This is a genomic window from Streptomyces sp. NPDC001903 (genome assembly GCF_042891345.1).
In the GTDB taxonomy this organism is placed as follows: domain Bacteria; phylum Actinomycetota; class Actinomycetes; order Streptomycetales; family Streptomycetaceae; genus Streptomyces.
On sequence record NZ_JBIASZ010000012.1, the window covers coordinates 54835 to 80711 of the forward strand.

Sequence of the window (25877 nt, forward strand, 5' to 3'; positions counted from 1 at the left end):
TTCTCCTCAGTGAACGATTATCTTGAGAGAACGGATTCTGCCGTGACCGCCAACGCCGCCACCGCCGCTGAGACACGCAGCCGCCGCGACCCGCAGGCCGGGCCGCCGCTCGGCGTCCTCGCCGTGGTCTTCACCGCCCTCTTCCTCGCCGGGCTCGTGCTCTGCACCCTCCTCGCGGGCGGAGACCCCTTCCCCTCGCCCTTCGGCTCCACCGACACCGTGACCTCCTACTTCCGCGACCACACCGGTGCGGTCCGCATCTCCGGGGCCCTGCAGTTCGCCGCCTCGGTGCCGCTCGCGATCTACGCCGCGACCGTCTCGGCGCGGCTGCACAAGCTCGGGGTCCGTGCTCCCGGCGCCACCATCGCCCTCGCGGGCGGCGTCCTCGCCTCGGCCTTCCTCGCCTGCTCCGGGCTGGTCACCTGGGTGCTGTCCCGGCCCGAAGTGGCTGCTCACGCCGATCTCGTACGGGCCCTGCAGTACCTGGCCTTCGGGCTCGGGGGGCCCGCCCACGTCGTCCTGCTGGGGCTGCTGATCGCCGGGATCGCCGTTCCGGGGCTGCTCGCCGGCCTGCTTCCCCGCGCCCTCGCCGTGGCGGGCCTGACCGTCGCAGCGGTCGCCGAACTGTCCACGCTGGTCCTGCTGGTCGACGGCGCAGCACTACTGCTGCCGGTCGCCCGGTTCACCGGTCTTCTGTGGCTGATCGCGGCCGGGTTCCTGCTGCCGCGCCGCCGTATCCGTACGGAGGGCTGACCACCATGACCAGCCCCACCACGGCCCCCGCCACCGACCCCGACCCCGACCCGGCGGAACGCATGCTCCGCTTCCACCAGCCCGAGAGGGTGCTGCGTCACCTCGGCCCCGCCCCCGACGACGCCGCGCTCGCCGCCCTGTTCGGGCTCGACCCGGCCGGCTACCGGACGCGCCTGGACCGGTTCGAGGACCGGAACCGGGCGGCTGCCGCCGCGCTCGCGGCCGCACCAGGGGCGGCCGCACGCCTGGCCGGGCTGCCGTTCCGGCCGGGCGAACACGTCGTGGCCGTCGGGGAGAGCACCACCGCCGACCGGCTCTCCTGGTTCGAGATCCTGAGGCACCTGCTCCCGGAGGGCGTCCGCTGCACCAACCTGGCCGTGTCCGGCAGCACGACGACCCAGGCCCTCGCGAACGTCCCGGGGCTCGCGTTTCAACGGCCCGACTGGGTGCTGTGCATGCTGGGGGCGAACGACGTCCAACGGCTGGACGGGGTCCCGCTGATCGCCGCCGCCGAGACCCGCCGCGCCCTGCGGGCCCTGCGCGACCTGACGGTCCACCGGACCGGGACCCGGTGGATCTGGCTCACCCCGCCCGGCGTCGACCCCGGGCGGGTCGGGCAGTACATGCACTTCCGGCGGGCGGGACTCGGCTGGGACGGGGCGGACCTCGACGCCGTCGCGGAACTCCTGCTCGCGGAGCCCGAGGTCACGGTCGACACCCGAGCCGTCGCGCACGGCCACGTGGAGGAGGATGGCGTCCACCTCACCCCGGCCGGCCAACGACGCGTCGCGGCGGCCGTACTCGACGCGCTGGGGCCGGGGGTGCTCCGCCCGAAGGACGTCCCCGGCCCGCCAGAGCCGCGGCCGTGACCGTGCGCCCTACGGTGGCCGCATGGACCCCACGGCTGCCGTACCCGCCACCGACGCGGAGGACCCGGACCACGTCCGGCTGTCCGCGGCACGACTGAAGGAACGCCTGTACGCCACCATCACGATGATCGCGGTCGTGGTGGGGCTGGCGTACTCGGCGCACGCGCAGCCCGGGGATGTCGCCCTGTCGGTCGCCGTGACGGCGCTCGGCCTCTGGCTGGCCTCCCTCGTCGCCGACGGCCAGGCCCACCGCGTGGTGCACCGGCGGGGCATCGGCGGGCGGGAGCTGCTGGAGATGCTGTACGTCTCCAGCCCCCTCCTGCTCTCGGCCGCCGGACCCCTGTTCCTGATCCTGCTCGCGGCGCTCGGAGTGATGTCGCTGCACACCGCGCTGCTCACCGCGGCCTGGGTGAACGTGGCCTCGCTGTTCACCTGGGGCTGGTTCGGCGGGGTACGGATGGGCAGCGGGCTGATCGTGTCACTGCTGGGCGAAGTCATCGACGCGGCGATCGGGACCGCGGTCGCCCTGGTCAAGGCCGCCGGGCACTGACCCGGCGGAGGCCCGGCGGCCACCCCGGACCGAAGTCGCTCGAGTGGTCGTGCGGACGGAACGTCGCCGGACGGAAGTGCCGTCAACCCGCCCCACCCGCCCGACCCGATCATGTCGCGCCATGGCACCTCGCGAACCCCGCTCGACGTGGACCTCCTTGCGACCCCGGGTCCTCGGGATGGCGGGCCGCGGTCGTGCCGGCCGCGGCCCGCTCGTACGCTGCGGCGGCAGAACCATTCCCCGGCAAGGGACCGGTCGTCGACGGCGGCGACGGCGCGGGCGTCGTGTGCCCACCGGATCACGCCGGCCAGCCCACCCCCCACGGCAACGCGGACCACTCCGAGGCCATGATCCGCCTCGCGATGATCGACCTCATGAGCAGCCGGCTCACCCGTGAATCCACCCCGAACCGGCGCGATGCCTGAACGCGATGGTCAACATCACCCGGGACTCGCCGACCGCTCCCGCAGCACCGTCAATCGCTGATTCAGCACATCCACGCACTCACGCAACCCTGGTCGAGGCAACTCAGCGCGCTCACGCATCAAAACAATGGCCTGCACGTTCCGCTCGGCGGCAATGAGGCGGTCCACCTCCACCCGGACGTCGACCGAGAGTCTGTCCCACAAGGCGTTCTCCATACCCGCATTGAACCCCTCAGCCGATCCGAGCCACACGACGCCCCTGAGCGGCCGCCTTACCAGACATCATCTACGGAATAGAGCGGTCTTTTAGGGCCGTTGCCCTACCGGTCGCGGTGGGCGTGCGTTCGAGTGTGACTGCCCGGTCGGGTGATCTTTCGGCGGTCTGGGTATCAAGCCAAGGGTGATCGGCGAGCGAGGGGGGCGGACTTCGAATGGGGGCAGCGGACGAGCAGGACCATCAGGAGGGGGAAGGCTGGCTGACGAAGGCCGAAGTCCGGGCAATCTGGCCGCAGATCAGGCCGATCAGCATCACGGCCGTGGCTCGGGCCAACAGCGTACGTACCTCTGCTGCGCCTTCGTCGGACCTGACCGGCGAGCCGACCTACCATGCGGCCGACGTACGCCACGTGGCCGCGCGGATCGCCCGTGGTGAGGCCGTTGTCGCGCCCTGGCAGCGCGCCGGCTCCGACGCTGCACGCGACGACGCCACACCCGTCCCACCGGTTCGACAACCCGTCGGTTGGGGGCCCGAGAACGTGCCGGGGCTGATCCTGCTGGCAATCATCGTGGGACTGATCCTCTGGGGCCTGACCTCTCCCGACAACCACGGCACAGTAACGGACTTCGTGCGCTGAGCGCGCTGACTAAAGATCGCGGGCGCGGCCTCGACCGCGCGCCGCCCACCGCACCACTGGTCGCTGCGCATGGCTCGCTGGGCAGCCCCCACGAACAACAGCCCCCGGAAACCTAGGGCTGTCGCTGTCAGAGGGACAGGGCGACCACCCAGTAGTCGTACTCCTCCGCGGTGACGCCGCAGATGTGGCCGCCGGATGAGGCGCGGGCGATGAATTCGATTCGGCCCTGGTCGTCGAGGAGGCAAGATACATCGGCTGTTTCCGTCAGGCGCACGCAGACCCAGCCGACCGCAGCACTGCCGGTCACCACCGCCGTGAGGAGGAACGTCCCGTCTTCGCCAATGACACCGGCCTGACGGGCGTGGTCGAGCCACAGCTGGTGGACTCCGCCGAGCTCCCCCTTCAAGGGAAGGGTCGCACTGGGCACCACGCCGAACCCTGCCATCGCGCGCCAGGCGGCGTCGACCGACGGACCGAGGTCATTGCCCTCGACGGCGTCCACCTCGAGGCCACTGCTCCGAATGAGCGCGATGAGGTTGTGCTCGCTTGTGGGCACTCATTTCTCCTCGCAAAAGAAGTGGTGGTCTCCACCGGGCTTGCCGATGGCTCGGTAGCTGCCGGAAACGGCGGGGCATCCTCGCGAAGACGGAGAGCAGGCTTCTTGACCTGGGACCCTGTTGATCAGAAACGGCTCAGGTGCGCGTCAACAGGAGGACTCTTCAAGGGGGTCGCCCGGGCCGTCCCGATGGTCCCTGGCCGCGTCGGCTGCTTCCCGGAAGGTGACGACCGCCTCGCCGTTCTCCCGCGCCCATGCGGTGAGCATTCTGATGGGCTCCTCCAGGGTTCGCCCGAGATCGGTCAGGCCGTACTCCACGCGCGGCGGCGCCTCGGCGTACGCGTGCCGCTCGACGAGCCCGTTGGCTTGGAGCCGGCGCAGCGTCTGGGTCAGTACCTTGCGCGAGATGCCACCGCTCAGTTCGACCAACTCGCCGTGGCGCAGCGGGCCATCGGTCAGCGCGAAGAGCGTGACCATGGACCACTTGCTGGCGATGATCTCCATGGCCAGGAGAGCCGGACAGTCCGAGAGGAAGGCAATTCCGGGTCGCAGGCTCATGCCCCGAAGGTTACCTGGAGGTACCTGACTGCCGCCTATCGTCGTCAAGGTGCGCACGTCCCGTACTCGCATCTCGCATGATTGAGGTTTCAGCCATGTTCGTCTCCCTTGCCGTCGTCACCGTGCTCGTGTCGGCGGTTCTCCTGGTATCGGCCGGGGCCAAGTCTCTGCGGACGCGGCACATCACCGAGCAGATGTCCGCCCTCGGAGTGCCGCAGAGCATGATGGCCTTCCTGATCGGCGCTCAGATCGCGGGCGCGGCCGGTGCGATCGCCGGACTCTGGTGGGGACCCCTCGGAGTCGCCGCCGCGATCGGCCTGACGCTCTATTTCGCCGGGGCGGTTGCCTTCCACCTGCGCGTCGGCGACCGCAAGGGCGCGCCGCCGGCGGCGGTCCTCACCATGGCCTCCGTCGCCCTGATCGTGCTGCGCGCTGCCACCCTCTGATCATGGTCCTCTGCGTGGACGCGAAATCGCAGATCCAGGCCCTGGACCGCCGGGGCAAAGACTCTGACCGCGTAGGTCGTTGCGTGCCTCTGCGGCATCGGTATGCCCCGTCGTCCCCCTGTGGGCCGCATACCGCCACCGTACGGTCCCGACCGCCCGAGGCGCGGGACCGTACGGGATGAGTCAGGGCTTCGGGATGGCGGTGGGGAGGCCCGTGGGAAGCTTGCCCGGCTCGCTCTTCTGGTAGGTCTCGGTGCCGACTTCCTGCCAGGTGACCTTCAGTTCGGCCGCGCCCACGGAGGCGACCTGGCCCTTCGCGTGCAGTGCGCCCGCCGGGCACTTGAGGTCGAAGGACTTGCCGTCGGTGGTGCCCTGGCAGGTCAGGCCGGAAGCGCCCTCGACGACCACGGCGGTCTTGCCCTTGACGGTCAGGACAACGGGCTTCGACGGATTCGCCATCGAGATCCAGCCGCCCTCCACACTGCCGCCCTTCGCGTCGGTACCGGCACCGGAGCTGGACGCGGCCGACGGACTGCTCGGCGTCGCGGCCGGCTTCGGGTCCTTCAAGGGGGCAGCCTTGTCGCTGCCGGAGTCGCTGCCGCATGCCGTGAGGGCCAGGGCGGCCGCGATGCCGGCGGTGGCGATGAGGCTGTGACGCAGGTTCTTGTGCACGAGAAGTCCCCCAGTGGAACACGAGTTGATCGAAAGCGTGTGCCAAATTACCAGGAGGGGCGGCACGGACGGCGGCGCCGATGTCACCGGTTCGTCACAGGTACCGGGCGTACTCGGGGCGACAATCACCCTGCCGGGCCGCACTTGCTCGACCCAGGCCCGCGGGATGGAGCGCACGCTGGAGGGGCGCAAAAGCCGGTCGCACGGGCCTCCGTTGGAATCCGGGGCTGTCCGGCACCGTCTTACTCCCAGGGCTTCCCACCCGACTGCGCACATCAGACTCGTGACCTGCAACTTCACAATGCACAGCGCGCGATGACCCACACGACGGCCCCGGGGCTACTTGCCATTCAAGTGCGTGGTCAGGCGTGACAGCAGAGGCAGCGCCGCCTCAAGTGTCTTTCGTTCATCGGAACTGAGGACATCGTTGATCGCGGTGCCGAGCCAGTCCGCACGCCTTCGGCGCTCCTCGGCCAGACGGCCGCTTCCCGTCGGCGTGAGGTGGAGCAACAGCTTGCGCCCGTCGCTGGGGTGCGCCTCGGCATGCACAAGGCCCTGAGCCAGGAGCTCTTTAACCGCCTTGGCGGCCGACTGGTGACTGACTCCCCGCTGTTGTGCGATATCGGCGGTGGTCAACGGGCCGCTGCGGTCCAGGTACCCCAGGACGGCGGCCTCGCCGGGCGGCATCTTGTCGGCAGTGCGCACCGTGCGTACGAGCCGTCCGATGGTCAGGCGAAGTTCCTCAGCCAGCTGGTTCTCGTCCATGGTGCCAGCTTACCCAGACTCGTCAACCAAACTGTACACCTTGGCTACATTACGCGCCTTGGCGCCGCGTGAGCGTCGGAGTCGAGTCCAGCCGACGCTCACGACACGATATCTACAACCTTGTTGTACAGTTTGACTGTAGATATTCGGCCCGCTCGGAAAGGACCCGCGGTGAAGCTCACCAAGCACTCCCATGCCTGCGTCACGCTCGAGAAGGACGGCACCCGCCTGGTCATCGACCCCGGCACCCTCACCCCGGACGCGGCAGAAGCCGTCACCCAGGCTCATGCCGTCCTGATCACTCACGAACACTTCGCCCACTTCGACGACAAGCTCGTCTCCGCCGCTCTCGAAGCCCAGCCCGAGCTGCAGGTCTACGGCACAGCCGCGGTCGCAGCCACCCTCGGCAGCCACGATGGCCGCGTCCGCGCCGTCGCCGCGGGCGACACCTTCAACGTCGGTTCCATCACCGTCACCGTCCACGGCCACCGCCACGCGCTGATCCACGCCGACATCCCGTGCCCCGACAACGTCGGCTATCTCCTCGACAACGGAGCCGTTTACCACCCCGGCGACGCCTACTTCGCGCCCGACGCTCCCATACACACCCTCCTGCTGCCGACCAGCGGCCCATGGACGAAGCTCGGCGAAGCCGCCGACTACGTCCGCACCGTCAAGCCCGAGCGCATCATCCAGATCCACGAACTCATGCTCAGCGACCTCGGCCAGCACTCCACCGCCAATCTCCTCGGCGAGAACGGCCTGACCGGCACCCCGATCGACCGCCTCGAGCCCGGCACCACCGTCAAGCTGTAAGAAAGCACCTGGGCCTCATCCTTCGGGTCGGAGGTAGGCAGCAGGCATGTCCGTTCCCCCGCGCCCTGCCGGACTCGGCACCATCGGTCCTGCGCCTGGGTACCGCCGAGGTCTCTCGGCTTGAGCCCCCACCTCGGACGCGCCGCCGAAGCGGCCGTGGTGCCTGGCTCTCGTAGGGTGCCCGGTGCTGTTCGTGTCGCGGCTGCGTTGCGTGGCGGTCGGGGCTGGGAGTGGTCGGGCGGGAGTGGCGCATCCCCCGTGAGAGCTACGCGGGCTGTCCCTCCGGGGGTGATTCGCGAACGCCGGTTGGTTTCTAGCGTGGTTGCCAGGTCGCCGCCAGTGCGACCACCACAGAGGAGGCCATCATGAGCACGACACCGACTGCCGAGTACGGACGCGCAGCGGACGCCGGTCCGGCAACGGGGCCGGCCGGCTGGGGCGGCGGCCGTTTCGGCCGGATCCTGCGCTCGCCGCTCGGCTGGTCGGTGACCGGGCTGGTCGGAGTCGCTCTGGTCGCGAGTCTGACGGCCACGGGGCCGGGTCCGGTGCCGGTGCTGGGCGCGGCCGCCGCGGTGGCCGTGTACGCACTGGTGATGCGCCGGATCGCGGGACGTGCCACGCCGGAGATCGCCCGGTCCGGGGCGGCGCGTGAGGCGGTGCTCGGCGGGGGGATCGGTCTGGGGTTCATCCTGGCGGCGCTTTTGTTGATCACGTTGTTCGGGGGGTATTCGTTCTCCTGGGCGGGCGGCGGCTACCTGTCGGTGGTGTGGTCCGCGGTGATGGTGCAGATCGGTACCGCGGTCACTGAGGAGCTGATGTTCCGGGGTCTGTTCTTGCAGGCCCTGGAGCAGCGTTGGGGCAGCGGGATCGCGATCGCGGTCACCGCGGTGTTCTTCGGAGCCGCCCATCTGGGCGGGGCGGGGGCGAACCTGTGGAGTGCGCTGGCGATCGCTTTGCAGGCGGGTGTGATGCTGGGTGCCGCGTACGTCTGGAGGCGCAGCATCTGGTTCGTCGCGGGTCTGCACTTCGCGTGGAACACCGTCCAGCAGCTGGCCGGTGTGCCGGTGTCCGGGCATGCCCCGGAGGGGCTGTTCACCGTCGATGCCCATGGATCGGCGGCGCTGACCGGGGGTATCTTCGGCCTGGAGGCGTCGGTCGTGCCCGTGCTCCTCAGTGTGCTGATCACCGTTCCGATGCTGGTCCTGGCCCGTCGAGGCGGCGGCCTGCTGCCCCGGCGGCGGGCGCGGCATTGAGACCGGCCGACCGGAGGATACGGAAGTGATGTCCCGTCAGGCGCCCTGGAGTCCGCGGCTCCAGGCGCCGCTCGACCGCTGGAGGGCGAGGGGCGCCTCCTTCCAGGACGGCCTTGTGGCCGTGGTGCTCGCGCTGCTCGCCTTCATGCCGACCCTGTCGAACATCGGCGCGCAGGTCGGTGATCTGCCCCAGCGGCCGGTGGACGCGCTGGGTATCGGGCTCACCCTGGCCCAGACGCTGCCGCTGGCGGCCCGCCGTCGATGGCCCGCCGCCACGCTGGCCGTGGTCGCGGGCGCGTTCGCCGCGCATCAGGCGCTGGGTTTCGCGACGACGTTCGGCAGCCTGGGACTGTACGGTGCGCTGTACTCGGCCGGGGCCTACCAGGTCCGCTTCCGCCGGCGCCTGGCAGCCGCGGCGAGTGCGGGCTACGTCGCCCTGGCCCTGGTGCTGCACCGTCTGGGCTCACCGCAGGGCATTGCGGACTATGCCGCCTTCCATCTGACTCTGGCCGCGATCTGGCTGGTGGGGAGCAGCGTGCGGATGCGCAGGGCACAAGAAGCGGAGCAGCGGCGGCTGGCCGCCGAGGTGGCCACGGCGACCGAACGGGCGCGGATCGCCCGCGAGCTGCACGACGTGGTCACCCACCACGTCACGGCCATGGTGGTCCAGGCCGATGCGGCGCAGTTCCTGATCACCTCCGCGCCGGAGCGGGCCGGTGAGGGACTGGTGGCCGTCAGCGACACCGGACGGCGGGCGCTGACGGAGCTGCGCCACCTCCTCGGCGTGCTCGAGGCGACCGGCGAAGACGCCGATCCGGCGCGTGCGGACCGGGCCCCGGCTCTGGGACGGGTGGCTGACCTCATCGAGCAGGCCCGCAGGTCCGGCCAGCCGGTCGAGTTCAGCGAGCAGGGCGAGCGGCAACCGCAGCCGGTGGACGTGGAGCTGACCGCCTACCGGGTGGTGCAGGAGGCACTCACCAACGCCATGAAGTACGCGACCGGGCAGTCGACCCGGGTCTCGGTCCGCCACGGCGGGGAGCATCTCGAGATCACGGTGGTCACTGTGGTCACCGGCGGATCCGACAGTCCCCCGGCCGACCCACCGGTCGTGCAGGTGCCGGGGTCGCGGGGCGGGCGGGGTCTTGCCGGGCTGCGTACACGGGTGCGGATGCTCGATGGTGAACTTGAGGCCGGTCCCCGGCCCGGGGGCGGGTTCGAGGTCCGCGCCACGCTTCCCACCAAAGCCCGTCCAGGAGTAGCCCCGTGAGCCAGAGCGACGCGCAGCCGCCGATCCGCGTACTCGTCTGTGACGACCAGGCGCTGGTGCGCACCGGCTACGTCACCATCTTCTCCGCGCAGCCCGACATGGAGGTCGTCGGCGAGGCCGAGAACGGGCACGAGGCGGTCCAGGCCGCACGCCGACTGAGCCCCGACGTGGTCGTGATGGACATCCGCATGCCCCTGCTCGACGGCATCCAGGCCACCCGGCAACTGGCCGGCCCCGATGCCGAGAATCCGCCGAAGGTGCTGGTCGTCACCACCTTCAACGTCGACGCGTACGTGTACGACGCCCTGAAGGCCGGAGCCAGCGGCTTCCTCCTCAAGGACGCACCGCCGGCCCAGCTGGTCAACGGGATCCGGACGGTGGCCCGGGGCGAGGCCCTGCTCGCTCCCGCCGTCACCCGCCACCTCATCGGCCACTTCGCCGAGCACATCCGCCCCACCCGCCCCGAACGCGAAACGGTCGTCAAGGCGCTGACCCCGCGCGAGCTGGAAGTGTTCCAACAGGTGGCCGAGGGCCTTTCGAACGCGGAGATCGCCGAAGCTCTCTTCATCGCTCCGGAAACAATCAAAACCTACGTATCGCGCATCCTGGTCAAACTCGGTCTGCGTGACCGGGTCCAAGTAGTCGTCCTCGCCCACCGCGCCGGACTGGTGTCCGGCACGGCCTGATCGCACACCCTCGACCCGCCCGGAGCCGGGCCGGTCCCGGGGTCAGGCCGCTCCCGGGGCCTGAAAGCTCCAGGGCCCGACGGCGAGGCCCGGGTGGGTCCGTCCGGCCGACGGCCCGAAACACCGCGGTCGGGGTCCGGCGGCGCGTGATGGGGCTTGCTCGCACGAAGGGCCGTTCATGCGAGATCAGACCGTCCATGAACGGCCTGGAACGTTCCCGCCGCGGTGAACGCGTTGGTGATCGGCGCGACGAGCGAGGCAAAGCGGCGTGCACCTACGGTGCCGATCGGTGCCCATAGCGCGGCGCAGTGCTCGTCCGTTTCCACTTCGATGCGCTCGCGTGCCGCACTGCCTGCGTCGGTTACCACGCCGTGGGAGTCGAGCCAGCCGCGCGCGATGAGGCGTGCCGTCGCTGCGCTCCACTCCTCGTCGTCCCATTGACGGGTCGCTCGCGCAAGAGCGTTCGGGAGGCTGCCGGTTGCAGTGTGTAGAACGAGGCAGTCGCACGGACCGAGGCCGTTGTCGGCGAGTACGACGAGATGGGCGTCGCCGCGCCACTCCCGCGCCACGGTGATCTGCTGCCACAGTGCGACAAGTGGATCGGACGGAAGCGCGACGGAGGCGTTCGCGGCGGCCAGCACCTTGCCGGCGTAGTCGGCACCTGCGACGACCGGGTCGATCAGCGAGCGCGCCTCGGCAAGGTGGTCAGCCGTGAGGTGTACGTTGACGCGCCGCATCGCCCGACCGGCGGCCAGGAAACGGGCGGCCTGCCACCGCTCAGGCGGCGCGGCGTCCCACACGCCCGCCATGGCACGCACTGCCCGCGGGCTGAAGTTGTAGAAGGCCGCGAGCGTGACTTGCCACGGAACCGCGCCCATCGCGGCCGACCGGAAGGCCAGATACGCCGGCCCGCGGTCGGTCACGCCGAGCCCGGCGGCCTCCTCGGCGCTCTCGGGGGCAAGGTAGATGAACAGGTGGGCGGCGCTGACGGCGCGGCTGACGTCACGGACGGCGTTCAGTCCATCGGGCCGTCGCCGAGGAGCGCGGAGTGGGGAAGGTCGTCGAGGTGCATGGTGGTGGTGTCTCCGGGGAGTCGGGTGGCGCTGTCAGGCGGGCGGGGCGGCGCCCATGCAGTGGGCCGCTCGGCCTCGTTGGGCAACGGGTAGGCACTCTCGGGCAGTTCTGAGCCGGTGTCGTCGCCGGCGCCCTCGGGGAGCTCCGCGACTGTGGCGAGGATTTCGGCGACCGCCCAGTACCAAACCGGGACCCGGACCCGGACCCGGACCCGGTGGGGGCGTCGGGGCGTAGACGGTGACGCCATGGCTCTTGGTGCCGTCCACATCCCCGCTCCAGGACAGCTGCGGGGTGTGTCCTTCCCGCCAGGCAGGCACGGCGGTCGTTCCTTTCCGGGCGAGGGCGCCCTCATCGGCCATTAAATCGACAGTAACACGAATAATCGATTATTCAGTGGATCGTCTAGGATCGGCTCATGACTCAGACGGCGCACTCCTCCACCCCGCCGGGGAAGCAGATGCTTTCCGAGCAGGTCTACGTACACCTGCGAGACGCGATCATGCGCGGGGACCACGCCCCCGGCGCCCCCCTCAAGCCGCAGGATCTTGCCAAGGAGCAGGGCGTGAGCTTGGCCGTGGTGCGCGAGGCGCTCGTACGGGTGGTCGGCGAGGGGCTCGCCCACCGGCTGCCCAACCGCGGTTTCGCGGTCCCGTCCTTCTCGGACCGCCGCTGGCAGGAGATCGCGGAAGCCCGCCGGACCATCGAACCGGTCGTACTGCGCATGTCCATCGAGCGCGGCGACGTCGACTGGGAGGCGCGCGTGCGGGCCGCCCACCATCGTCTGGTGCGCACTCCGGCGTACGTGCCGCAGGAGAGCGAGTACTACACAAGCGCTTGGGCCGAGGCTCACAGGGCCTTCCACCGCACCTTGCTGGAGGGGTGTGACAACAGCGCGCTGCTGGAGACCTTCGACCGGTTGTGGACCGCGAGTGAACTGGCCCGGCGTTGGTCGGCGCACCGCAACCCCGACCGGGACGGCGCCAAGGAACACCGCAGGTTGGAGGAGGCGGCGCTGGCCCGCGACGCCGACACCGCAGCCGCGCTCCTGACCCAGCACCTCACCTTGACCACGGCTGCTCTGACCGACGATTGAGGTCAGACCACCTAAGGGCTGTCTCGTAGTAGCCGGGCGGCACCCCCTTGCCGATCCCGAATCGGACCGTGCCAGTGGCTGGTGACAGGATCGAGGGGTGCTGATCAAGGGATACGGCGCCGGCCCGTTGGTGCCGGGCGAGTCGCTGCTGGTCCACCCGGGCTTCTGGTCGAACCACCTCTTGGCAATGTGTAGCGACGGGGGGTGCGCCGAGCGCCCGGTTCCGGAGTGGTTCGGTGAGGACGGCGCCGATGTCGATGCCCTGTCCGAGGTGCTCTTTGATCCTGAACGCTGGCCGGTGTTCAGGATGCCGGCAGAAGACGGCCCCGGAGCCGTGGTGATCTACCGCAATTTGGTTGGCGACTACGGCACCGACTACCTCCTCACCCATCCAGGCAGAAGCTACGTCAAGCAGATCGTCGGCTGGGACGGGGACTTCTCGGGCACCGGGCTGACATGGCGCGAACTGAGCCGGATCGCCGACAGCCCGTCCATGGCGGCCGAAGGCGTCCAGGACACGGCCACCCGCTTCCTGCTGCTGCTCCTTCTCCTCACCGATCCGGATGCGCCGGAAGCAGCATCGGCAAGGCTTACCGCCGCCCTGACGGTAGTCGGCGCGCCGCAAGACACTGCCTCCATCGCGGCGGAGCACCTAATGGCCCACCTCACGAGGAGATCCCGACACGACTCCACGTGGGGTTCTCCGCTGAGCGGCAGTTGAGAGGTGGGCCGAGCCGCCGGTCACCCCATGGAACGATCTTGGCGTGACTGGTGTGGTCACGGCGAGATCGTCTCACCTTGATCGCGCTGAGGGGCACACCAGCCTCTGGCGGGATACATCTCGGTCGCCCGGACGGACTCGGCATGAGAGCCTCACGTCCGTGGCTACTGAATCTGAGGTGGGAGAGCTGCTGCACCAGCGCGGCTGGCGGACGGCATTCACGGTCGCTGAACGGGTGAGCGCGTGGGCCGCCCTGGTGAGTGCCATCGAGCGCGGCTACGGCGACGACATCTACGAGTACACCAACGACCTCTACTGCCGAAACTGGCTGCACGAGGCGTGGCTCCTGCTGGACGAACACATCGTCCAGCTCTGGACCCCACAGATCAAAGCCCTGGACGACCAATACAAGGCCGCGACCATCGACGACGACGGCCAAGCACTCGACCAGTTCCACAGGCTGCCCGGCCCCGACCTGTGGTGGTGGCGGCACCACCCCCGCATCCTCACTGGAGACCTCGGGCGTTCGCTCCGTTCCGCCGGCGCCATCGGCGCCGACCCGGACACAGCATGACCCTCAGCCTCGTGGGATTGGGGGACAACTCTTAGCCGGATGAGGCGGCAGGCCGTACAGCAGCCCGCCATGCCCGAGGCGACTCGGAGATCATTTACGGGACAGCCTCCGCCACCGTTCGCCCTTCCACATCCCATCAGTTCGCCGCCGCACCCCGGGCATCACGGCGCGTTTGACCGGCGGCGGTTTGACTTACCGACAGGCACCAGAGCTGTCCCAAACCCGAGCAGCACGATGCCCAGGTTGTGCGTCAAGACACCGCGTTGGACAGGCGGACCCATTCGGCCATGCCAGAAGCTGACAAACGGCGGTCATAAGGCCGAGCCTCCTTCTCGCTCCGTGGATCACCGTCCGTGACCACCACCAGCCTCAGCCATGCCGCTCCGTCCCTGCCCACGGGACCACCATGGGGCCAGTCAAGGCAAGCCGAAATGCCGTGGAACCCATCTGCGTCGCGTGGAATGATCTGCGGCGACTGCTGACAAAGGGGAAGGCTGAAAAGGTGTACGTACCGTCATCGGCACGAGCTCTCGATGATGACGAGCGTGAGCTCGTGGAGCTGGCACGCCGCACCATCGACGCGCATACCGACGCCGGGCCCGACGAAGACGGGATCCACACGATGGGCGCCGCGGTCATGGCTGCCGACTACCGGATGTTCGCCGGCGTGAACCTCTACCACTTCACCGGCGGACCCTGCGCCGAACTCGTGGCTCTGGGGGCGGCGCGAGCGCAGGGCGCCCGCCAGATGCGCTGCATCGTTGCCGTGGGAAACCACGGGCGCGGGGTCGTCGGCCCGTGCGGGCGCGATCGGCAGGTCTTCGTGGACTACTACCCCACCATGCGCGTCATCGTGCCCACGCCCGCGGGACTCAGGTCCGTTCTCGCCGCCGACCTGATGCCGCTGACTCAGCGATGGACCCCGGAAGGCATGGACGGTCTCGACCCATCGCTCTCCCAAGACCCCGAGACGGCCGGTCCCCCGATCATCCGGTTCAACCCCCGCTACCTTGAAGACGTCCGCTCTGGCGCCAAGACCAAGACAACCCGCTTCCGGGACCCGGCCCAACTCGGGCCGGCACGGCTGGTGTTTGAAAGCGACCCCGAAGTCGTCCTGCTGGCAGAGGTGACCGGCAGCAGGCACAGCCTGGTCAGCGACCTCACCGACCAGGACGCCCAAGCCGAGGGGCTGACGACCGCAACCGAACTCCGGGAAAGCCTCAAGGGCCACTACCCGGATCTCGCGGGAACCGACGAAGTCGACGTCATCACCTTCCAGATCAACGACAAGACAGGCGCCGCTTGAACCGCGGAAGCACCAGCGAGGACTGGGCTGCAAGGTGACGACGAGCAGATCTCCTCTGGCGCCCGCACCATACGGCCGAGCTTCCTTCGCTCTCTTGCGGACCCTCGCCCTCGCCCAGCCGCCATGACCGTCACGAAACATCCGCCACAGCCAAAATCAAGGAGCGTGGCCCGGTCGGCGGCTTGGGTTCCCGCTCGTGGAGTGTGCGCCGTCTCGAGACGTCGAGGCGCAGGCTACGTGTCGGCGGCCCAGCCGGGATTCTCACGCACGGCCAACACCTGGGATCAGCTGTCTACGGAGGCGTCCGCGGCAAGGAGTCGGGCCGTGAGTTCCATGCACCGCGTCCGGGCCGCGGAGAAGCCGTAGGGCATCTTGGTCACCGCTTCGAAGGCACTCATCCGGGCGTCCTCCTCCCCGCTCGCCTCGGCGTCGTAGATCTCGAAGAGCTTCTCCTCGGCCACGTCCAGTCCGGCGGCTTCAATGGCCTGGAGCAGGGCCGTGTGGTGGGCGTAGTGTTGCGCGGCGAGTTCCTCGACCTGCGGGTCGTGGGGGTCGACGGTGTCATCGAGGGCGGCGTCGGCCGCGTCGAGGCGGTCTGCCTCGGCTCGTAGGTCGGGATGGGTCGCCAGGGTGATGAACACGCTGGCCTGGATGGCGGCTCCCAGCGGCCCGAAGATCCGTTCCGTGACCAGCAAGGCGTCCAGGTCGGAGGGGCGCAGTGCGTCAGGAGGCAGGTGGCTGAGCCGGTCCGTGACCAGCGGGGAGAGCAAGCCCAGTGGGCTGCCCACGACCCGCAGGCGCTGAACTGCCGCGCGCTGACGCTTGATGTCGGCCTCCTGGGCGGCCAGGGTCTCCTCCAGCCGGCCCAGGATCTCCTCAACGTCCCGGGCTTCGTCGAAGGCGGCCCGCATGTCGTCCAGGCTGATGCCGGCCTCGGACATCTTGCGGATCCACAGCAGGCGGATCATGTCGTCGTAGCCGTAGCGCCGGCGTCCGTCTCCGCCTCGCTCGGGCTCCGGCAGCAGACCGATCTGGTGGTAGTGACGAATGGCGCGCGGGGTGGTTCCGGCGAAGGCGGCGGCATCGCCGATCTTGACCTCGCGGGGATGCGTGGCGGAGGGGTACATCGCAGACAGGACCTTTCGTGCTGTGGTGCCCTCGACGACACCACATGCCGCTACGGCATGTGCAACTACACACCACCCGGACCCTGACGCGGTATCGGCCGGACCCTCGCCATTGGTGTCCCGTCACAGGACAAGCCCGGGGTGGGTGGGGAGTCCGTCGAGCAGGCCTGATGGCACCCTGAGGAGGGGCTGGGGATCTTCAAGAAGCCCCATCAACCCGTGCGGGCACCCGGATTCACCGAAGAAACGATCACTCCGGCCGGCGTTCTCCGCGCTTGCCCACAGTGTCGAATGGCACGTGGACCGTCCTCCATCCGAGTCGTACGCCAGCGCGCCTTGGCCCAACAGGTCAAGGTCCCATCCGGGACCGCTCCATGTCTGGCCTCAATCGGGCAGAAACGGCCGGTCCAGATCACTTTCGTTCGACGGTGGCTCTTCCGCGGACCTTCGGCCGGGCGAGCAACGCCGCGCTCCCACGTAGCCGCAGGCGTGAGCGCGTGACCCGCCCAGCACTCCCCCGCGCGCAGGATGCCGAGGCCACAGGCGCACCGCACGGAGCCTCACATCGCCCTCGCAGTGGGTGCAACTCCTGGACATCGCACCCGCCAGAGCCCAAAAGCCCGCGCCTTGCGCCCGCTACGTCGTTGTGAGGAGTGTGAAGTCGGCGAAGTCAAACCCGGGTGTCACAAGGCAGCTCACCAGGACTTCTTCGTCGCTGGCGGGGCAGGCGCTTTGCCAGTGGCCAGCGGGCACGCACACCTCAAGCTCGGTGCCGGGGGAACGGTGCGATCCCAGGCGGTACTCGGTGACCGTGGTCGGCGTCGGCCCGGGCGGGCTGATGTACAGGGTGAGGGGGCCGCCGTCGCGCCAGAGCCAGATCTCGTCGCTGGCCACCGTGTGCCACTGGGACCGTTCCCCTGGTGCCAGCAGGTAGTGGATGAGGGTGGCCGACGGGCGCTGACCGCGGCCGGCCGGATGCGGAACGGTGACGGGAGAGGTGTAGATCCTCCGGTACCAGCCGCCCTCGGGGTGGGGTTCCAGGTCAAGGGTGCGGGCGATCTCGGGACGGGAAGTCATCGGTGGCAGCCTCCGGTCAAAACGGCGCTCTCTGGGGTGGTGGGCGCACGGTAGGGCTCGTCTTAGTCCAGGAGGGCCATTCTGGCGCAATGAACCACAGAGACGGGTAAGGAAGAACCGGCATCCAATCGGGCGAGGCAGCGGGCGTGCCGCCCGGTTCTTGCGGGGCGTCGGCTTACGATGTCGAGGCAGCCGTGGAGACCGGCTGGAGGCCTGCGGTGCTGCCCGGACAGACCGTTGATGCGCCCAAGGGTGCGATACCCCGTTCTCCGTCACCGCTCGCTGTCCGCCGCCTCGATGCCTTCGCATCGTTCGTCTTCGTCCGGCTGCGGTCCGGGACGCGCCCGAACGGGAACTCGTCATGCCGTACAGCCGCGACAAAGCCGACCTCGCCGTGTGCCGGGAGGAACTGCGGATCCCCGACAACTACCTGCGCCGGATGCGTCAGGCCAACGGGCGCATCCGCCTGGACACTGAGGAGCCCAGGCAGCAGCAGCTGCAGGGGTTGCTGTTCGACTGCTTCTTCAGCCGGGGGGGGCCGAGCACCCTTTTGACCTGACAAACTGTCGGACCTTCCCCGACCTGCTGGCCTACGTGGGCTGGGTTGCTCCCCAACCCGATCGCATCGTCCTCCAGGTGACCACCGCCGCCCGTGTCGTGAGCCATCTCCTCCCTTACGTCAGGACGTTTTCCGACCAGTCCTTCGAGGTCTCGGGCATTCCGGGCCTACGGCTGGAACGGTTCACGCGTAGGGCACTGTTGCTGCGTCACCTGCCCACCGGAGGCAGGGTCGAGGCCTGACACCGGGCGAGGCTGCCATGGCGCACCACTGGGCTCCATCGCCGACCACCATGCTACGCAGCGCCCTCCTGGGCCGTGCCAATCTCTGGTGGAGCGCTCCCCGCCACCGCGCCCACCTCGCGCCGGCCCGCCGGAGCAACGTCGAGCGCTGCCTGCGGTGGGCCAACGGCAGAACCACGGAGGAGATCGGAAGCCTCCTGACCGACAGCCCTGCCAAGATCCCCGCAGCACAGTTCACCCCGCCCAGCGACACCTCCGACATGGGCGTGATCCGCCTTCATGACGGAGCCCTGGAACTCAAGGGCCGGACCGGCTGGTAGCCGACTTGCCGCGCACATGGGGCCAACCGGCGTACTCAAGGGCCACTTGTCGCACACAGCCACAGCACATGACCGCTGTGGCTGAGCGCTGTTGTCGGCCCGTCGGCCAAGTCCGCGCTCAGGGGGTTGCCTGTGTCAGAGGGCCGGTCTGTCAGCGACGTGCGTAGGTCAGGCGAGGCGAGGCGAGCCACGATGGCGCGGCAGGTGGTCTGGAGGTCTTCGTCGTTCGCGGTGCTTCTGAATCGGCCGCTGCGGCGGGGCAGCGCGAGTTCTGTTCGGATGCGGGGAAGGGCCGGCGCGGCGGCCGGGCCCATGCGGTTCAGGCAGGCCAGGACGTGGTTGGAGGTCGCGTCGTTGCTCTCCCAGGCGCCAAGCAGCGTCTCGACGACGGCAGGGGCCTCGGCATCACCGCCAATTGCCCACAGCGCGGCCGCGGCGTGGACCCGGGTCCACTCGTAGCCGGCGGTCAGCATGTGCCGGAGCCGCGGCAGCACTGTTGCGGCGGGCGGACCGATCCGACCGAGCACATCGGCCGCCTCATGATGCCGATGGCTGTCGAGCAGGTCGTGCAGCCGCGGCACGACGCTCTCGGTGTCGCCTTCGAGCTCCCACAGAGCGGCCGTGGCTGCCACGCGGACGTCGACGTCCTGCGCGTCGGCCAGAGGGCGAACCACCTCCAGGGCAGACGTGGCCGCGACACCGAAGGAGGCAAGAGCGTCCAGGGCGGAGGCGGCAATTCGCCACTCTTCATGACGGACCGCGGCGGTGACGGCGTCCGTGATCGCGGGGACGGCTGCGGGGTCCCGCAGTGCGGCAAGTGCGGACACCAGGGCGGCGGCACCCATCCCGGGCCACTGCCGGGAGAAGTCGACGCCCGCGAGACACCGGGTCAGCCGGGGTACGAGTTCACCGGCGGCCGGGCGCATGCGACCGGCGACCTGCACGGCACGCCAGGCGTCGACATCGCCGTCCAGAGCCGTCAGCAGGTCGGGCAGGGCCCGCAGGTCACCCAGGCGTGCCAACGCCAGCACGGCCTCTTGGTGGGCGCGACGCAGGAGCGGCTTCGGCGTCGCCCACACGTCCGAACCGTGCGCCGCACGGTGTCCGGCCACGTAGGAGGCGAGGGCTTCGCGGGCGGGCTCGGAGACGGGCGCCAAGGATCCGAGGCTCTCGGCCGCCGCGGCGGCGGTGTACGGATCCTCGGGAAGGAGGCGGTCCGCGAGGAGCATGACGAGTTCGGCGTGGTCACCGCGCCAGGCCAGGATCAGGTCCTGGGCCATGCGGATCGCGTCGTGGCGGGTGGCGCGGTCGGGGCTGCGGAGCTGCTCGGCGAGCAGAGCGGTGCGCTCGGGCACGCGGGCGTCCAGCGTCGCGTGGAAGGTGCCCAGCAGGGACGTGGTCGGTGCGTGAACACGGTTGTGCCGTTCGAGGTCCTGGAAAGCGGCGGCCACCTGCGGCGGGACGTCCTGGTCCGCCGGGGGTTCGGAGGCTGCCGTACACGCGCATTCTGCGGAACCGGACCGGCATGCCTCGTCGCCGGGCGCGCTCTCCGGGGCGGACGCCGTGAGCTGGCGGAGGAGCCCGATCGCGCTCGGCACGACGTCGCGTCCGATGTCCTGTGGGGCGCAGCGTGCCCGATGGACGAGGGCGGCGAGCCGGATGTCGGGGGACGACCTCGTGTCGTCGGCCAGGGTGTCGAGCCAGGCCGTGGCGGCGGCGTGCGCGGCGGGCAGCCGGAGCGCGAGGTCGGCCATCGTGCTGACGACCAGCAGCCGTTCCACGATCCCGCTCTCGGCCGGCAGCCGGCCGCACAGTATCTCCACCGCCCGGTCGCCGTCGTCGAGGAAGAGGCCGACGCCCTCGATCGCCGCCCGGCGCACGGGCGGTTCCGGGTCCGCCGCGTAGCGGACGAAAGCGTCAGCGCGTTCGCACATCAGCGTCGCGCTGTCCACGTGGGCTGTCGACTCGGTGCCGTCCGGCGCGGTGTAGACGGCGTCGACGTCGCGGTCCATGGATTCGCGTCCGATGCTGACCAGGAGCTCGATGATCGAGGCACGGTCGGGGGTCGCGGGATCCTCGGCCATGTCGAACAGGAACGGCAGGCTCGCCGCAGTGCACGGATATACGTCGCCCTGGTGATGAGCCGCACTGTAGAAGCGGCTGAGGGCCTTGTCCCTGATCCCGGGATCGGACGAGGCCATCTCCCGCAGCCACACGGGGACATCGTCGGCCGGACCGTACGCATGGCTCATCGACGACCAGTCAATGCTGTCAAGTTCGTTGATCATGCACCGCACTATGACGGCGGGCACTGACATCGGGGACTCCCTGCCGCCCTGACAGACCGCCCGCCTCTTCCGGCGGTGACTTGGTGCGCAGGAGCCCGGAGCAGTCAAGCGGCAGGCGCTGGTTCGCCACGGACACGGCCCGTGGCCGGGCCGTCGAGATCGCGCACCGCGGGGCGAGCGACGTGGTGATCTGGAACCCCGGCCCGGAGCTGTCAGCCTCCACGGCCGAGCTGACGGACACGGACTACCGCCGCTTCCTGTGCGTGGAAACCGGACGGATCAACACCCCGCTGACGAGCACGACCGGCCGCCCCAGCCGACTAGGCCGACTCGGCCTCACTCTGCGCCTGCTCTCCAGGCGGTCCGGCTCCGGCATCCGGTGGCGGGCCCGGGGCCTGTTGTCCGTACGTCACCGTTCCTCACCGCCCGGGGTGGAGGACGGGCCGGGGGTACCGGATGCACCGGTGGGAGGCCGGACCAGGAAGGCACCGTGCACCCAGGGGCCGGCCAGAGCCACCACCGCCGCGATCCCGATGCCGACGACAAGGTCCGCGAGGGACGTGTACGGGCGCAGCAGGACCGTCGCGGGGATGGCGGCCGCAACAAGGCAGCACTTGGCGAAGGTCGCCCGAAAGACGGACAGTTGCGGGGCGTCCCGCCGCCCCTGCTTCCGGCGCCGCCGCTGCTGAGCCGCGTGCAGCAGCGGCACCACGATGACGAAGGCCAGCAGCCGGACGGCGTGCTCCCAGACCGGCATGCCCCGGTTCACTCCCCACACGGCTCCGAAGAGCAGGCCGATGAGGAGATACCCGCGTCGCAGCGCCCCGGGCCGAGGGCACGGCGCGCTCGTGCCGGTGCGGGAGGGCCGGTCACCCGCGGTGCGGGGCGTTCGCCCTGTCATCTGCCCTCGCCGCGGGCGTCCTCGTGCGAGGTCATGCGGGTGCCTCGACTTCGAGGGTCCGCGTTTCGCCGGGCAGACTGTCGTGCAGATCGGCGACGAGGTCGGCGCGGAGGGAGGCCAGGGAAGGGTCGTCCCACCGGTTGTGCCACTGGTGGGGGTCGTCATGGACCTGGTAGAGCTCGCCCTCGGTGCCGTCGTACTGGATCCAGGTGGGGGTCAGGACGGCATCCCCCCAGGTCTTCTCCAGCCCGTTGGGCCGCCCCGCCGTGGACGTGCCGTACGCCGTGCAGAGCCAGCCGTCACGGTAGATGGTGCGCATGTGCATGCCGTAGCCGGGAAATTGACTGTCCCATTCGCACAGGACCCGCTCGTGGCGGCCCTCCCCGTCGTTGACGGGGAGGGCGTTGCCCTGCATCCAGTCGGCCGGGGGAATGCCCGCGATGGCGCAGAAGGTCGGGGCGAGGTCCAGCTGGCCGACGGGGTCGCTGATGACGGCCGGGACGACGGGGCCGGCGGAGGGGGCGGGGCGCCACACCAGCGGGAGGCGCATGAGCGCGTCGACGTGGAAGGGCCCCTTGTAGAGGAAGCCGTAGTCCCCCTGCATCTCGCCGTGGTCGGTGGTGAAGACGACGTCGGTGTTCTCGGACAGTCCGAGTGCGCGCAGGCAGGTCAGGATCCGGCCGCACGCCTCGTCGATGAGCTCGTTCATGACGTGGACGCGGGCGTTGATCTCGCGGATCTGGTTGTGCGTCAGCCTCTCGGGCACGAAGGCCATCGGGCCGCCTTCGGCATTGGCCCAGGTGCCTTCGTAGTAGGCGAGCCAGTGGGCGGGCCGCTTCGCGAGGATCCTGCGGATCTCCTCGTCGCTGCCCGGGTGGCCGGCCGGGAGGTCCAGGTCGCGCCAGTCGACGCGGGACATCTCCGACGTGGGCGGGTCCCACGGGTGGTGCGGGTCGGGAAAGCTGACCCAGCAGAAGAAGGGATCGGCCGGGTCCTGGGCGCGCAGCCATTCGACGGTGCGGTCGGCGACCCAGTCGGTGTGGTAGAGGTCGCGGGGAATGACGTTGTGTTTTGCCTCCGGTGCGCCGGTGTCGCCACCGGGCCGGGCGCCGAGGAGGTCGGCGTAGGCGTGGAGGAACTCGCTGTGCTCCGTGGCGATCCAGTCGCCGTAGTGGCCGATCCGGAAGTCGTCGAAGGCCGCTGCGTGTGCGGCCTGGACGGCGTAGTCGAAGCCGCGCCACGAGCCGGTGGCGCCGGTCGCGGCGCGCCGGGTCTCCGTGTAGCGGTACTGGGGGTCGAAAGCCGGCTCGAAGTGGGCCTTGCCGATCAGCGCCGTACGGTACCCCGCCCGGTCGCGCAGGTGGGCCGCCACGGACGGGGCGTCCTCCGGTAACGGGATGCCGTTGGCGACGACTCCGTGGGTGCGTACGTACTGGCCCGTGAGGAGGGTGGAACGGGCGGGCATGCACACGGTGTTCTGGTTGTAGGCGCGCTCGTAGCGGTAGCCGGCCGCGGCCAGCCCGTCGAGGACGGGGGTGCGGGCGATCGTGTTGCCGTTGCAGCCGAGCGCGTCGTAGCGCTGCTGGTCCGTGGTGATGAAGAGGATGTTCCGGGGCGCGGTCACTCCGCTCCCTCCCGTCCTGTGCAGCACAGCAGGACGGTCGCCGCCAGCCCCCGGTCCCGGTAACCGGCCGCCTCCTGGTACTGACTGGACGTCACCATCCTCGTGAACGCCTCCTTGGACGGGTAGGCCACGAGTGCCACGGCATCCCATCCGTCGAGTGCCGGGTCACCGACGACGAGGTGCTCGACGAGGCCGACCCACCTCAGCTCCGCCCCGACGTCCGCGAGCCGTTCTCGGACCAGTTCCTCGTAGCGGCCGTACTCCTCGGGCCGGTCGCTGAACTTGAGCAGGTTGAGCATGACGATCTCCCCGCTCCCCTCGCCCCCGAGCAGTCCGGCGGCCTGCTCGGCGGTGGGGACCAGACCGGACGCGCGCATCATGAAGTCTCCTCGACGAACGAAGCGATGACCTCCACGACGCGATCGGCCGCGTCCTCCTGGAGGAAGTGGCCGGCCCCGGCGACGGCACTCCGGCGGGCTGCGGGAAACGCCTTCCGGAAGGGCTCGTCGCCGCCTCGGGTGATCGGATCGCCGTCGCTGAAGGCGGTCAGGACCGGGCGCTCGAACTCCTTGAAGGCACGCCAGGCGCGGCGTTGGTCGTCCGCGGCCGGGTCGTCGGGCGTGGTGGGGACCAGCGAGGGCATGACCCGTGCGCCGGCCTGGTACGTGGGATCGGGGAACGGTGCGTTGTACGCGGCCTGCACGGCCCGGTCGACGGGGCGCCGGGTGCCGAGCTCGACGATGGCTCCTGCGTCGAAGACCGGTGTGGTCGCGGCGAACCTCTGCCACGACAGGAAGTGCTCGGGTGCCGCGGTGTCGCCGGTCGGCAGTCCGGTGTTCGCAAGGACGGCCCGGCTGAAGCGGTCGGGCGCTTCGGCCAACAGCCGCAGACCGATCATTCCTCCCCAGTCCTGGCCGAACAGCGTGACCTGTCGCAGGTTCAGGCCTTCGAACAGCGCGTGGGACATCCATGCCACGTGCCGTGCGAAGGTGTGGTCCGCCTGCTCGGCGGGCTTGTCCGAGCGGCCGAAGCCGATCAGGTCGGGGGCGACGACGCGATGGCCGCGCTCGACCAGGCCCGCGATGACGTGGCGGTACAGGTAGGACCAGGTGGGCTCGCCGTGGAGCAGCAGGACCGGGGTCGCGCGGGGTGGGCCCTCGTCCACGTAGTGGACCCGTAACCTGCCCGAACTTCCGTCCATCGGCGGGACGTCGACGTAGTGCGGCCGGTACGGCCAGTCGGGCAGACTCGTGAAGCAGTGATCGGGTGTGCGGAGGATGCGCATGCGGCCTCCCGGCCTCGACTGCGAAGATAATTGCAGACTCTCTGAAATTTGTCTGACGCGTCAACCCCTCGTACGAGAACCTCCACACCCGTCCACCCCCTCCTACGCCTGCCGAGGACCGCACCATGCCGAAGGACCACACAGCGGCCGACCACCGTGACGGCCGAGTCGAGCGCGGCCGTCAGACGCGGGCCCGCATCATCAATGCCGTGCTCGAACTCGGAGAAGAGGGGGAGACCGCCCCGACCGTCGCGAAGATCGCGGCCCGGGCCGGCACCTCAGCGCGACTGGTGCACCACCACTTCGGGAACGTCGAGGAGATCATCGACCAGGCCATCGACCACCGCCTTCACGAGTTGGTCGCGCGCCAGCCCGTGCTGCCGGTGAGCGGCCCCCTCGGGCCCCGCATCACCGCCCTCGTCGCGGCACGGGCGGACGCACTGGAATGGATCACCCCTCTGCGACTGACCACCGTGCGGCTGGAACAGCAGTCGGACAAACTGCGCCGGTGCCGCGACACCGCTCTCGGCGTCGCCCGCGCCCAGCTGGAGGCCGTCTTCGCGGCAGAGTTCGCCGCCCAGCCGGAAGGCCGCCGTGCACTCCTCCTCGCCGCACTGGAGACCACCACCTCCTGGGAGGCATGGCACCACCTGCGCTTCACCCGTACCCCCGAAGAAGCACGACAGGTCATGGCCCTGATGATCGAGGCTTTGCTCGCGACCGGACGACCCTGAGGCGGCCGGTACGGGCAGACGCACGACGCACCCCCGGGCCGAGAGATGGCCCGCTGTCGTAGCCGGTTCCGCTCTGCGCCGGAAGCAGAATCAGTCGGGCTCGGGCTCGGGCTCGGGGGCGGGGCAGGCGGGCAGGCGGGACTGGGCGATCCGTCCCGCGGTCGCAGGGTGCAGCCGTGGAGGACGGTGGGGCCGCCGCCGAAGGACACCATGTCGCGGTGGAGTCCGAGCACGCGGATGGCGTGTTCGGCGCGGGACGCGGCCTCGACGACGACCACGGAACGCTCCCCGTCATCGGAGCAGGAATGGCACCGGGGCGGCCGGAGGACGGCGAGCAGCAGTTCACCGGCGCGGCCGGGGTGGAGAGGGGTGCGCATGGCGGGACCTGCGCCTGAGGGCCCGCGCGGGCTGGCCGGACGGGGAGTACTCCCCCGGACTGTCGAGTGGAGCGCGGGCGCGTGACGTAAGGCGCCTGCGGTGTC

30 protein-coding genes and 2 pseudogenes are annotated in these 25877 nt (G+C 70.0%); 18 read left to right on the forward strand and 14 right to left on the reverse strand.

Annotated features, from left to right (window positions below):
• Positions 1–42 precede the first annotated feature (42 nt).
• The 4 genes and pseudogenes from ACFYZS_RS25040 to ACFYZS_RS25055 all read left to right on the forward strand — a co-directional run.
• Positions 43–753 (forward strand): hypothetical protein, encoded by a 711-nt coding sequence (locus ACFYZS_RS25040; protein WP_389016606.1) that lies wholly within the window; start codon positions 43–45, stop codon positions 751–753.
• Positions 754–758: 5 nt separating this feature from the next.
• Positions 759–1622 carry an SGNH/GDSL hydrolase family protein gene (locus tag ACFYZS_RS25045; protein WP_389016609.1) on the forward strand — a complete coding sequence of 288 codons (864 nt, stop codon included), beginning with the start codon at positions 759–761 and terminating at the stop codon, positions 1620–1622.
• Between the two features lie 22 nt (positions 1623–1644).
• Positions 1645–2172: a hypothetical protein gene (locus ACFYZS_RS25050; RefSeq protein ID WP_389016612.1), complete on the forward strand. Its 528-nt coding sequence runs from the start codon at positions 1645–1647 to the stop codon at positions 2170–2172.
• Positions 2173–2510: 338 nt separating this feature from the next.
• A pseudogene (locus ACFYZS_RS25055) lies at positions 2511–2597 on the forward strand (IS5/IS1182 family transposase); the annotation flags it as partial.
• A gap of 15 nt (positions 2598–2612) precedes the next feature.
• On the opposite strand, the gene ACFYZS_RS25060 reads toward ACFYZS_RS25055, so the two are convergent.
• Positions 2613–2813 (reverse strand): hypothetical protein, encoded by a 201-nt coding sequence (locus ACFYZS_RS25060; protein ID WP_389016615.1) that lies wholly within the window; start codon positions 2811–2813, stop codon positions 2613–2615.
• A 215-nt stretch (positions 2814–3028) separates the two neighbouring features.
• Here ACFYZS_RS25060 and ACFYZS_RS25065 point away from each other — a divergent pair, with 215 nt between their 5' ends.
• The gene (locus tag ACFYZS_RS25065) at positions 3029–3451 is read left to right on the forward strand and encodes a hypothetical protein (RefSeq protein WP_389016617.1); all 423 of its coding nucleotides are present in this window, start codon (positions 3029–3031) and stop codon (positions 3449–3451) included.
• 127 nt (positions 3452–3578) lie between these two features.
• Here the strand turns inward: ACFYZS_RS25065 and ACFYZS_RS25070 are convergent, their stop codons facing one another.
• Positions 3579–4007 (reverse strand): hypothetical protein, encoded by a 429-nt coding sequence (locus ACFYZS_RS25070; protein WP_389016619.1) that lies wholly within the window; start codon positions 4005–4007, stop codon positions 3579–3581.
• Between the two features lie 147 nt (positions 4008–4154).
• Positions 4155–4565 (reverse strand): winged helix-turn-helix transcriptional regulator, encoded by a 411-nt coding sequence (locus ACFYZS_RS25075; RefSeq protein WP_389016622.1) that lies wholly within the window; start codon positions 4563–4565, stop codon positions 4155–4157.
• 95 nt (positions 4566–4660) lie between these two features.
• Here ACFYZS_RS25075 and ACFYZS_RS25080 point away from each other — a divergent pair, with 95 nt between their 5' ends.
• On the forward strand, positions 4661–5011 hold the full coding sequence (locus ACFYZS_RS25080; RefSeq protein WP_389016625.1) for a DoxX family protein: 351 nt from the start codon (positions 4661–4663) through the stop codon (positions 5009–5011).
• Positions 5012–5194: 183 nt separating this feature from the next.
• Here the strand turns inward: ACFYZS_RS25080 and ACFYZS_RS25085 are convergent, their stop codons facing one another.
• A complete protein-coding gene (locus ACFYZS_RS25085) occupies positions 5195–5683 on the reverse strand; it encodes a hypothetical protein (RefSeq protein ID WP_389016628.1) in 489 nt (162 codons plus the stop codon).
• Between the two features lie 339 nt (positions 5684–6022).
• Entirely contained in the window at positions 6023–6448 is a 426-nt protein-coding gene (locus tag ACFYZS_RS25090) for a MarR family winged helix-turn-helix transcriptional regulator (RefSeq protein ID WP_189736115.1), read from the reverse strand.
• A gap of 171 nt (positions 6449–6619) precedes the next feature.
• Between ACFYZS_RS25090 and ACFYZS_RS25095 the strand changes: the two genes are divergently transcribed.
• The 4 genes from ACFYZS_RS25095 to ACFYZS_RS25110 all read left to right on the forward strand — a co-directional run bounded on the left by ACFYZS_RS25095 (position 6620) and on the right by ACFYZS_RS25110 (position 10470).
• Positions 6620–7264 carry an MBL fold metallo-hydrolase gene (locus ACFYZS_RS25095; protein ID WP_389016635.1) on the forward strand — a complete coding sequence of 215 codons (645 nt, stop codon included), beginning with the start codon at positions 6620–6622 and terminating at the stop codon, positions 7262–7264.
• Between the two features lie 365 nt (positions 7265–7629).
• Positions 7630–8517, forward strand: coding sequence for a CPBP family intramembrane glutamic endopeptidase (locus tag ACFYZS_RS25100; protein WP_389016638.1), 888 nt, complete (start codon positions 7630–7632; stop codon positions 8515–8517).
• 28 nt (positions 8518–8545) lie between these two features.
• A complete protein-coding gene (locus ACFYZS_RS25105; RefSeq protein ID WP_389016641.1) occupies positions 8546–9784 on the forward strand; it encodes a sensor histidine kinase in 1239 nt (412 codons plus the stop codon).
• Complete coding sequence (locus tag ACFYZS_RS25110; protein WP_389016644.1) at positions 9781–10470, forward strand: response regulator; 690 nt, start codon at positions 9781–9783, stop codon at positions 10468–10470. The genes ACFYZS_RS25105 and ACFYZS_RS25110 overlap by 4 nt, the downstream gene beginning before the upstream one ends.
• A gap of 176 nt (positions 10471–10646) precedes the next feature.
• On the opposite strand, the gene ACFYZS_RS25115 is transcribed toward ACFYZS_RS25110, so the two are convergent.
• The gene (locus ACFYZS_RS25115; protein WP_389017240.1) at positions 10647–11489 is read right to left on the reverse strand and encodes a hypothetical protein; all 843 of its coding nucleotides are present in this window, start codon (positions 11487–11489) and stop codon (positions 10647–10649) included.
• A gap of 90 nt (positions 11490–11579) precedes the next feature.
• Positions 11580–11860 (reverse strand): annotated as a pseudogene (locus ACFYZS_RS25120) (YbhB/YbcL family Raf kinase inhibitor-like protein); the annotation flags it as partial.
• 99 nt (positions 11861–11959) lie between these two features.
• Here ACFYZS_RS25120 and ACFYZS_RS25125 point away from each other — a divergent pair.
• From ACFYZS_RS25125 to ACFYZS_RS25140, 4 genes are all read left to right on the forward strand, one after another.
• Positions 11960–12637: a GntR family transcriptional regulator gene (locus tag ACFYZS_RS25125; RefSeq protein ID WP_389016646.1), complete on the forward strand. Its 678-nt coding sequence runs from the start codon at positions 11960–11962 to the stop codon at positions 12635–12637.
• Positions 12638–12734: 97 nt separating this feature from the next.
• Entirely contained in the window at positions 12735–13358 is a 624-nt protein-coding gene (locus tag ACFYZS_RS25130) for a hypothetical protein (protein ID WP_389016649.1), read from the forward strand.
• Positions 13359–13518: 160 nt separating this feature from the next.
• Positions 13519–13932, forward strand: a complete 414-nt coding sequence (locus ACFYZS_RS25135) for a hypothetical protein (protein WP_389016652.1) — start codon at positions 13519–13521, stop codon at positions 13930–13932.
• 553 nt (positions 13933–14485) lie between these two features.
• A complete protein-coding gene (locus ACFYZS_RS25140) occupies positions 14486–15238 on the forward strand; it encodes an ASCH domain-containing protein (protein WP_389016655.1) in 753 nt (250 codons plus the stop codon).
• A 284-nt stretch (positions 15239–15522) separates the two neighbouring features.
• Here ACFYZS_RS25140 and ACFYZS_RS25145 read toward each other — a convergent pair whose 3' ends face one another.
• Positions 15523–16365, reverse strand: coding sequence for a MerR family transcriptional regulator (locus ACFYZS_RS25145; protein ID WP_389016658.1), 843 nt, complete (start codon positions 16363–16365; stop codon positions 15523–15525).
• Positions 16366–17001: 636 nt separating this feature from the next.
• A complete protein-coding gene (locus ACFYZS_RS25150; protein WP_389016661.1) occupies positions 17002–17442 on the reverse strand; it encodes a cupin domain-containing protein in 441 nt (146 codons plus the stop codon).
• A 361-nt stretch (positions 17443–17803) separates the two neighbouring features.
• Here ACFYZS_RS25150 and ACFYZS_RS25155 point away from each other — a divergent pair, with 361 nt between their 5' ends.
• Both ACFYZS_RS25155 and ACFYZS_RS25160 read left to right on the forward strand, forming a co-directional pair.
• On the forward strand, positions 17804–18001 hold the full coding sequence (locus tag ACFYZS_RS25155) for a hypothetical protein (RefSeq protein ID WP_389016664.1): 198 nt from the start codon (positions 17804–17806) through the stop codon (positions 17999–18001).
• A 292-nt stretch (positions 18002–18293) separates the two neighbouring features.
• Positions 18294–18563 (forward strand): hypothetical protein, encoded by a 270-nt coding sequence (locus tag ACFYZS_RS25160; protein WP_389016667.1) that lies wholly within the window; start codon positions 18294–18296, stop codon positions 18561–18563.
• 35 nt (positions 18564–18598) lie between these two features.
• Here the strand turns inward: ACFYZS_RS25160 and ACFYZS_RS25165 are convergent, their stop codons facing one another.
• The 5 genes from ACFYZS_RS25165 to ACFYZS_RS25185 all read right to left on the reverse strand — a co-directional run bounded on the left by ACFYZS_RS25165 (position 18599) and on the right by ACFYZS_RS25185 (position 24661).
• On the reverse strand, positions 18599–20851 hold the full coding sequence (locus ACFYZS_RS25165) for a HEAT repeat domain-containing protein (protein WP_389016670.1): 2253 nt from the start codon (positions 20849–20851) through the stop codon (positions 18599–18601).
• Positions 20852–21260: 409 nt separating this feature from the next.
• The gene (locus ACFYZS_RS25170) at positions 21261–21608 is read right to left on the reverse strand and encodes a hypothetical protein (protein WP_389016672.1); all 348 of its coding nucleotides are present in this window, start codon (positions 21606–21608) and stop codon (positions 21261–21263) included.
• Positions 21609–21783: 175 nt separating this feature from the next.
• Positions 21784–23376 (reverse strand): sulfatase, encoded by a 1593-nt coding sequence (locus ACFYZS_RS25175; RefSeq protein WP_389016675.1) that lies wholly within the window; start codon positions 23374–23376, stop codon positions 21784–21786.
• Entirely contained in the window at positions 23373–23756 is a 384-nt protein-coding gene (locus ACFYZS_RS25180; protein ID WP_389016678.1) for a DUF1330 domain-containing protein, read from the reverse strand. The genes ACFYZS_RS25175 and ACFYZS_RS25180 overlap by 4 nt, the downstream gene beginning before the upstream one ends.
• A complete protein-coding gene (locus tag ACFYZS_RS25185) occupies positions 23753–24661 on the reverse strand; it encodes a haloalkane dehalogenase (RefSeq protein ID WP_389016681.1) in 909 nt (302 codons plus the stop codon). The genes ACFYZS_RS25180 and ACFYZS_RS25185 overlap by 4 nt, the downstream gene beginning before the upstream one ends.
• A 125-nt stretch (positions 24662–24786) precedes the next feature.
• Here ACFYZS_RS25185 and ACFYZS_RS25190 point away from each other — a divergent pair, with 125 nt between their 5' ends.
• Complete coding sequence (locus ACFYZS_RS25190) at positions 24787–25395, forward strand: TetR/AcrR family transcriptional regulator (RefSeq protein WP_389016683.1); 609 nt, start codon at positions 24787–24789, stop codon at positions 25393–25395.
• A 176-nt stretch (positions 25396–25571) separates the two neighbouring features.
• A complete protein-coding gene (locus tag ACFYZS_RS25195) occupies positions 25572–25790 on the forward strand; it encodes a hypothetical protein (protein WP_389016685.1) in 219 nt (72 codons plus the stop codon).
• The last annotated feature ends 87 nt before the right edge of the window (positions 25791–25877 follow it).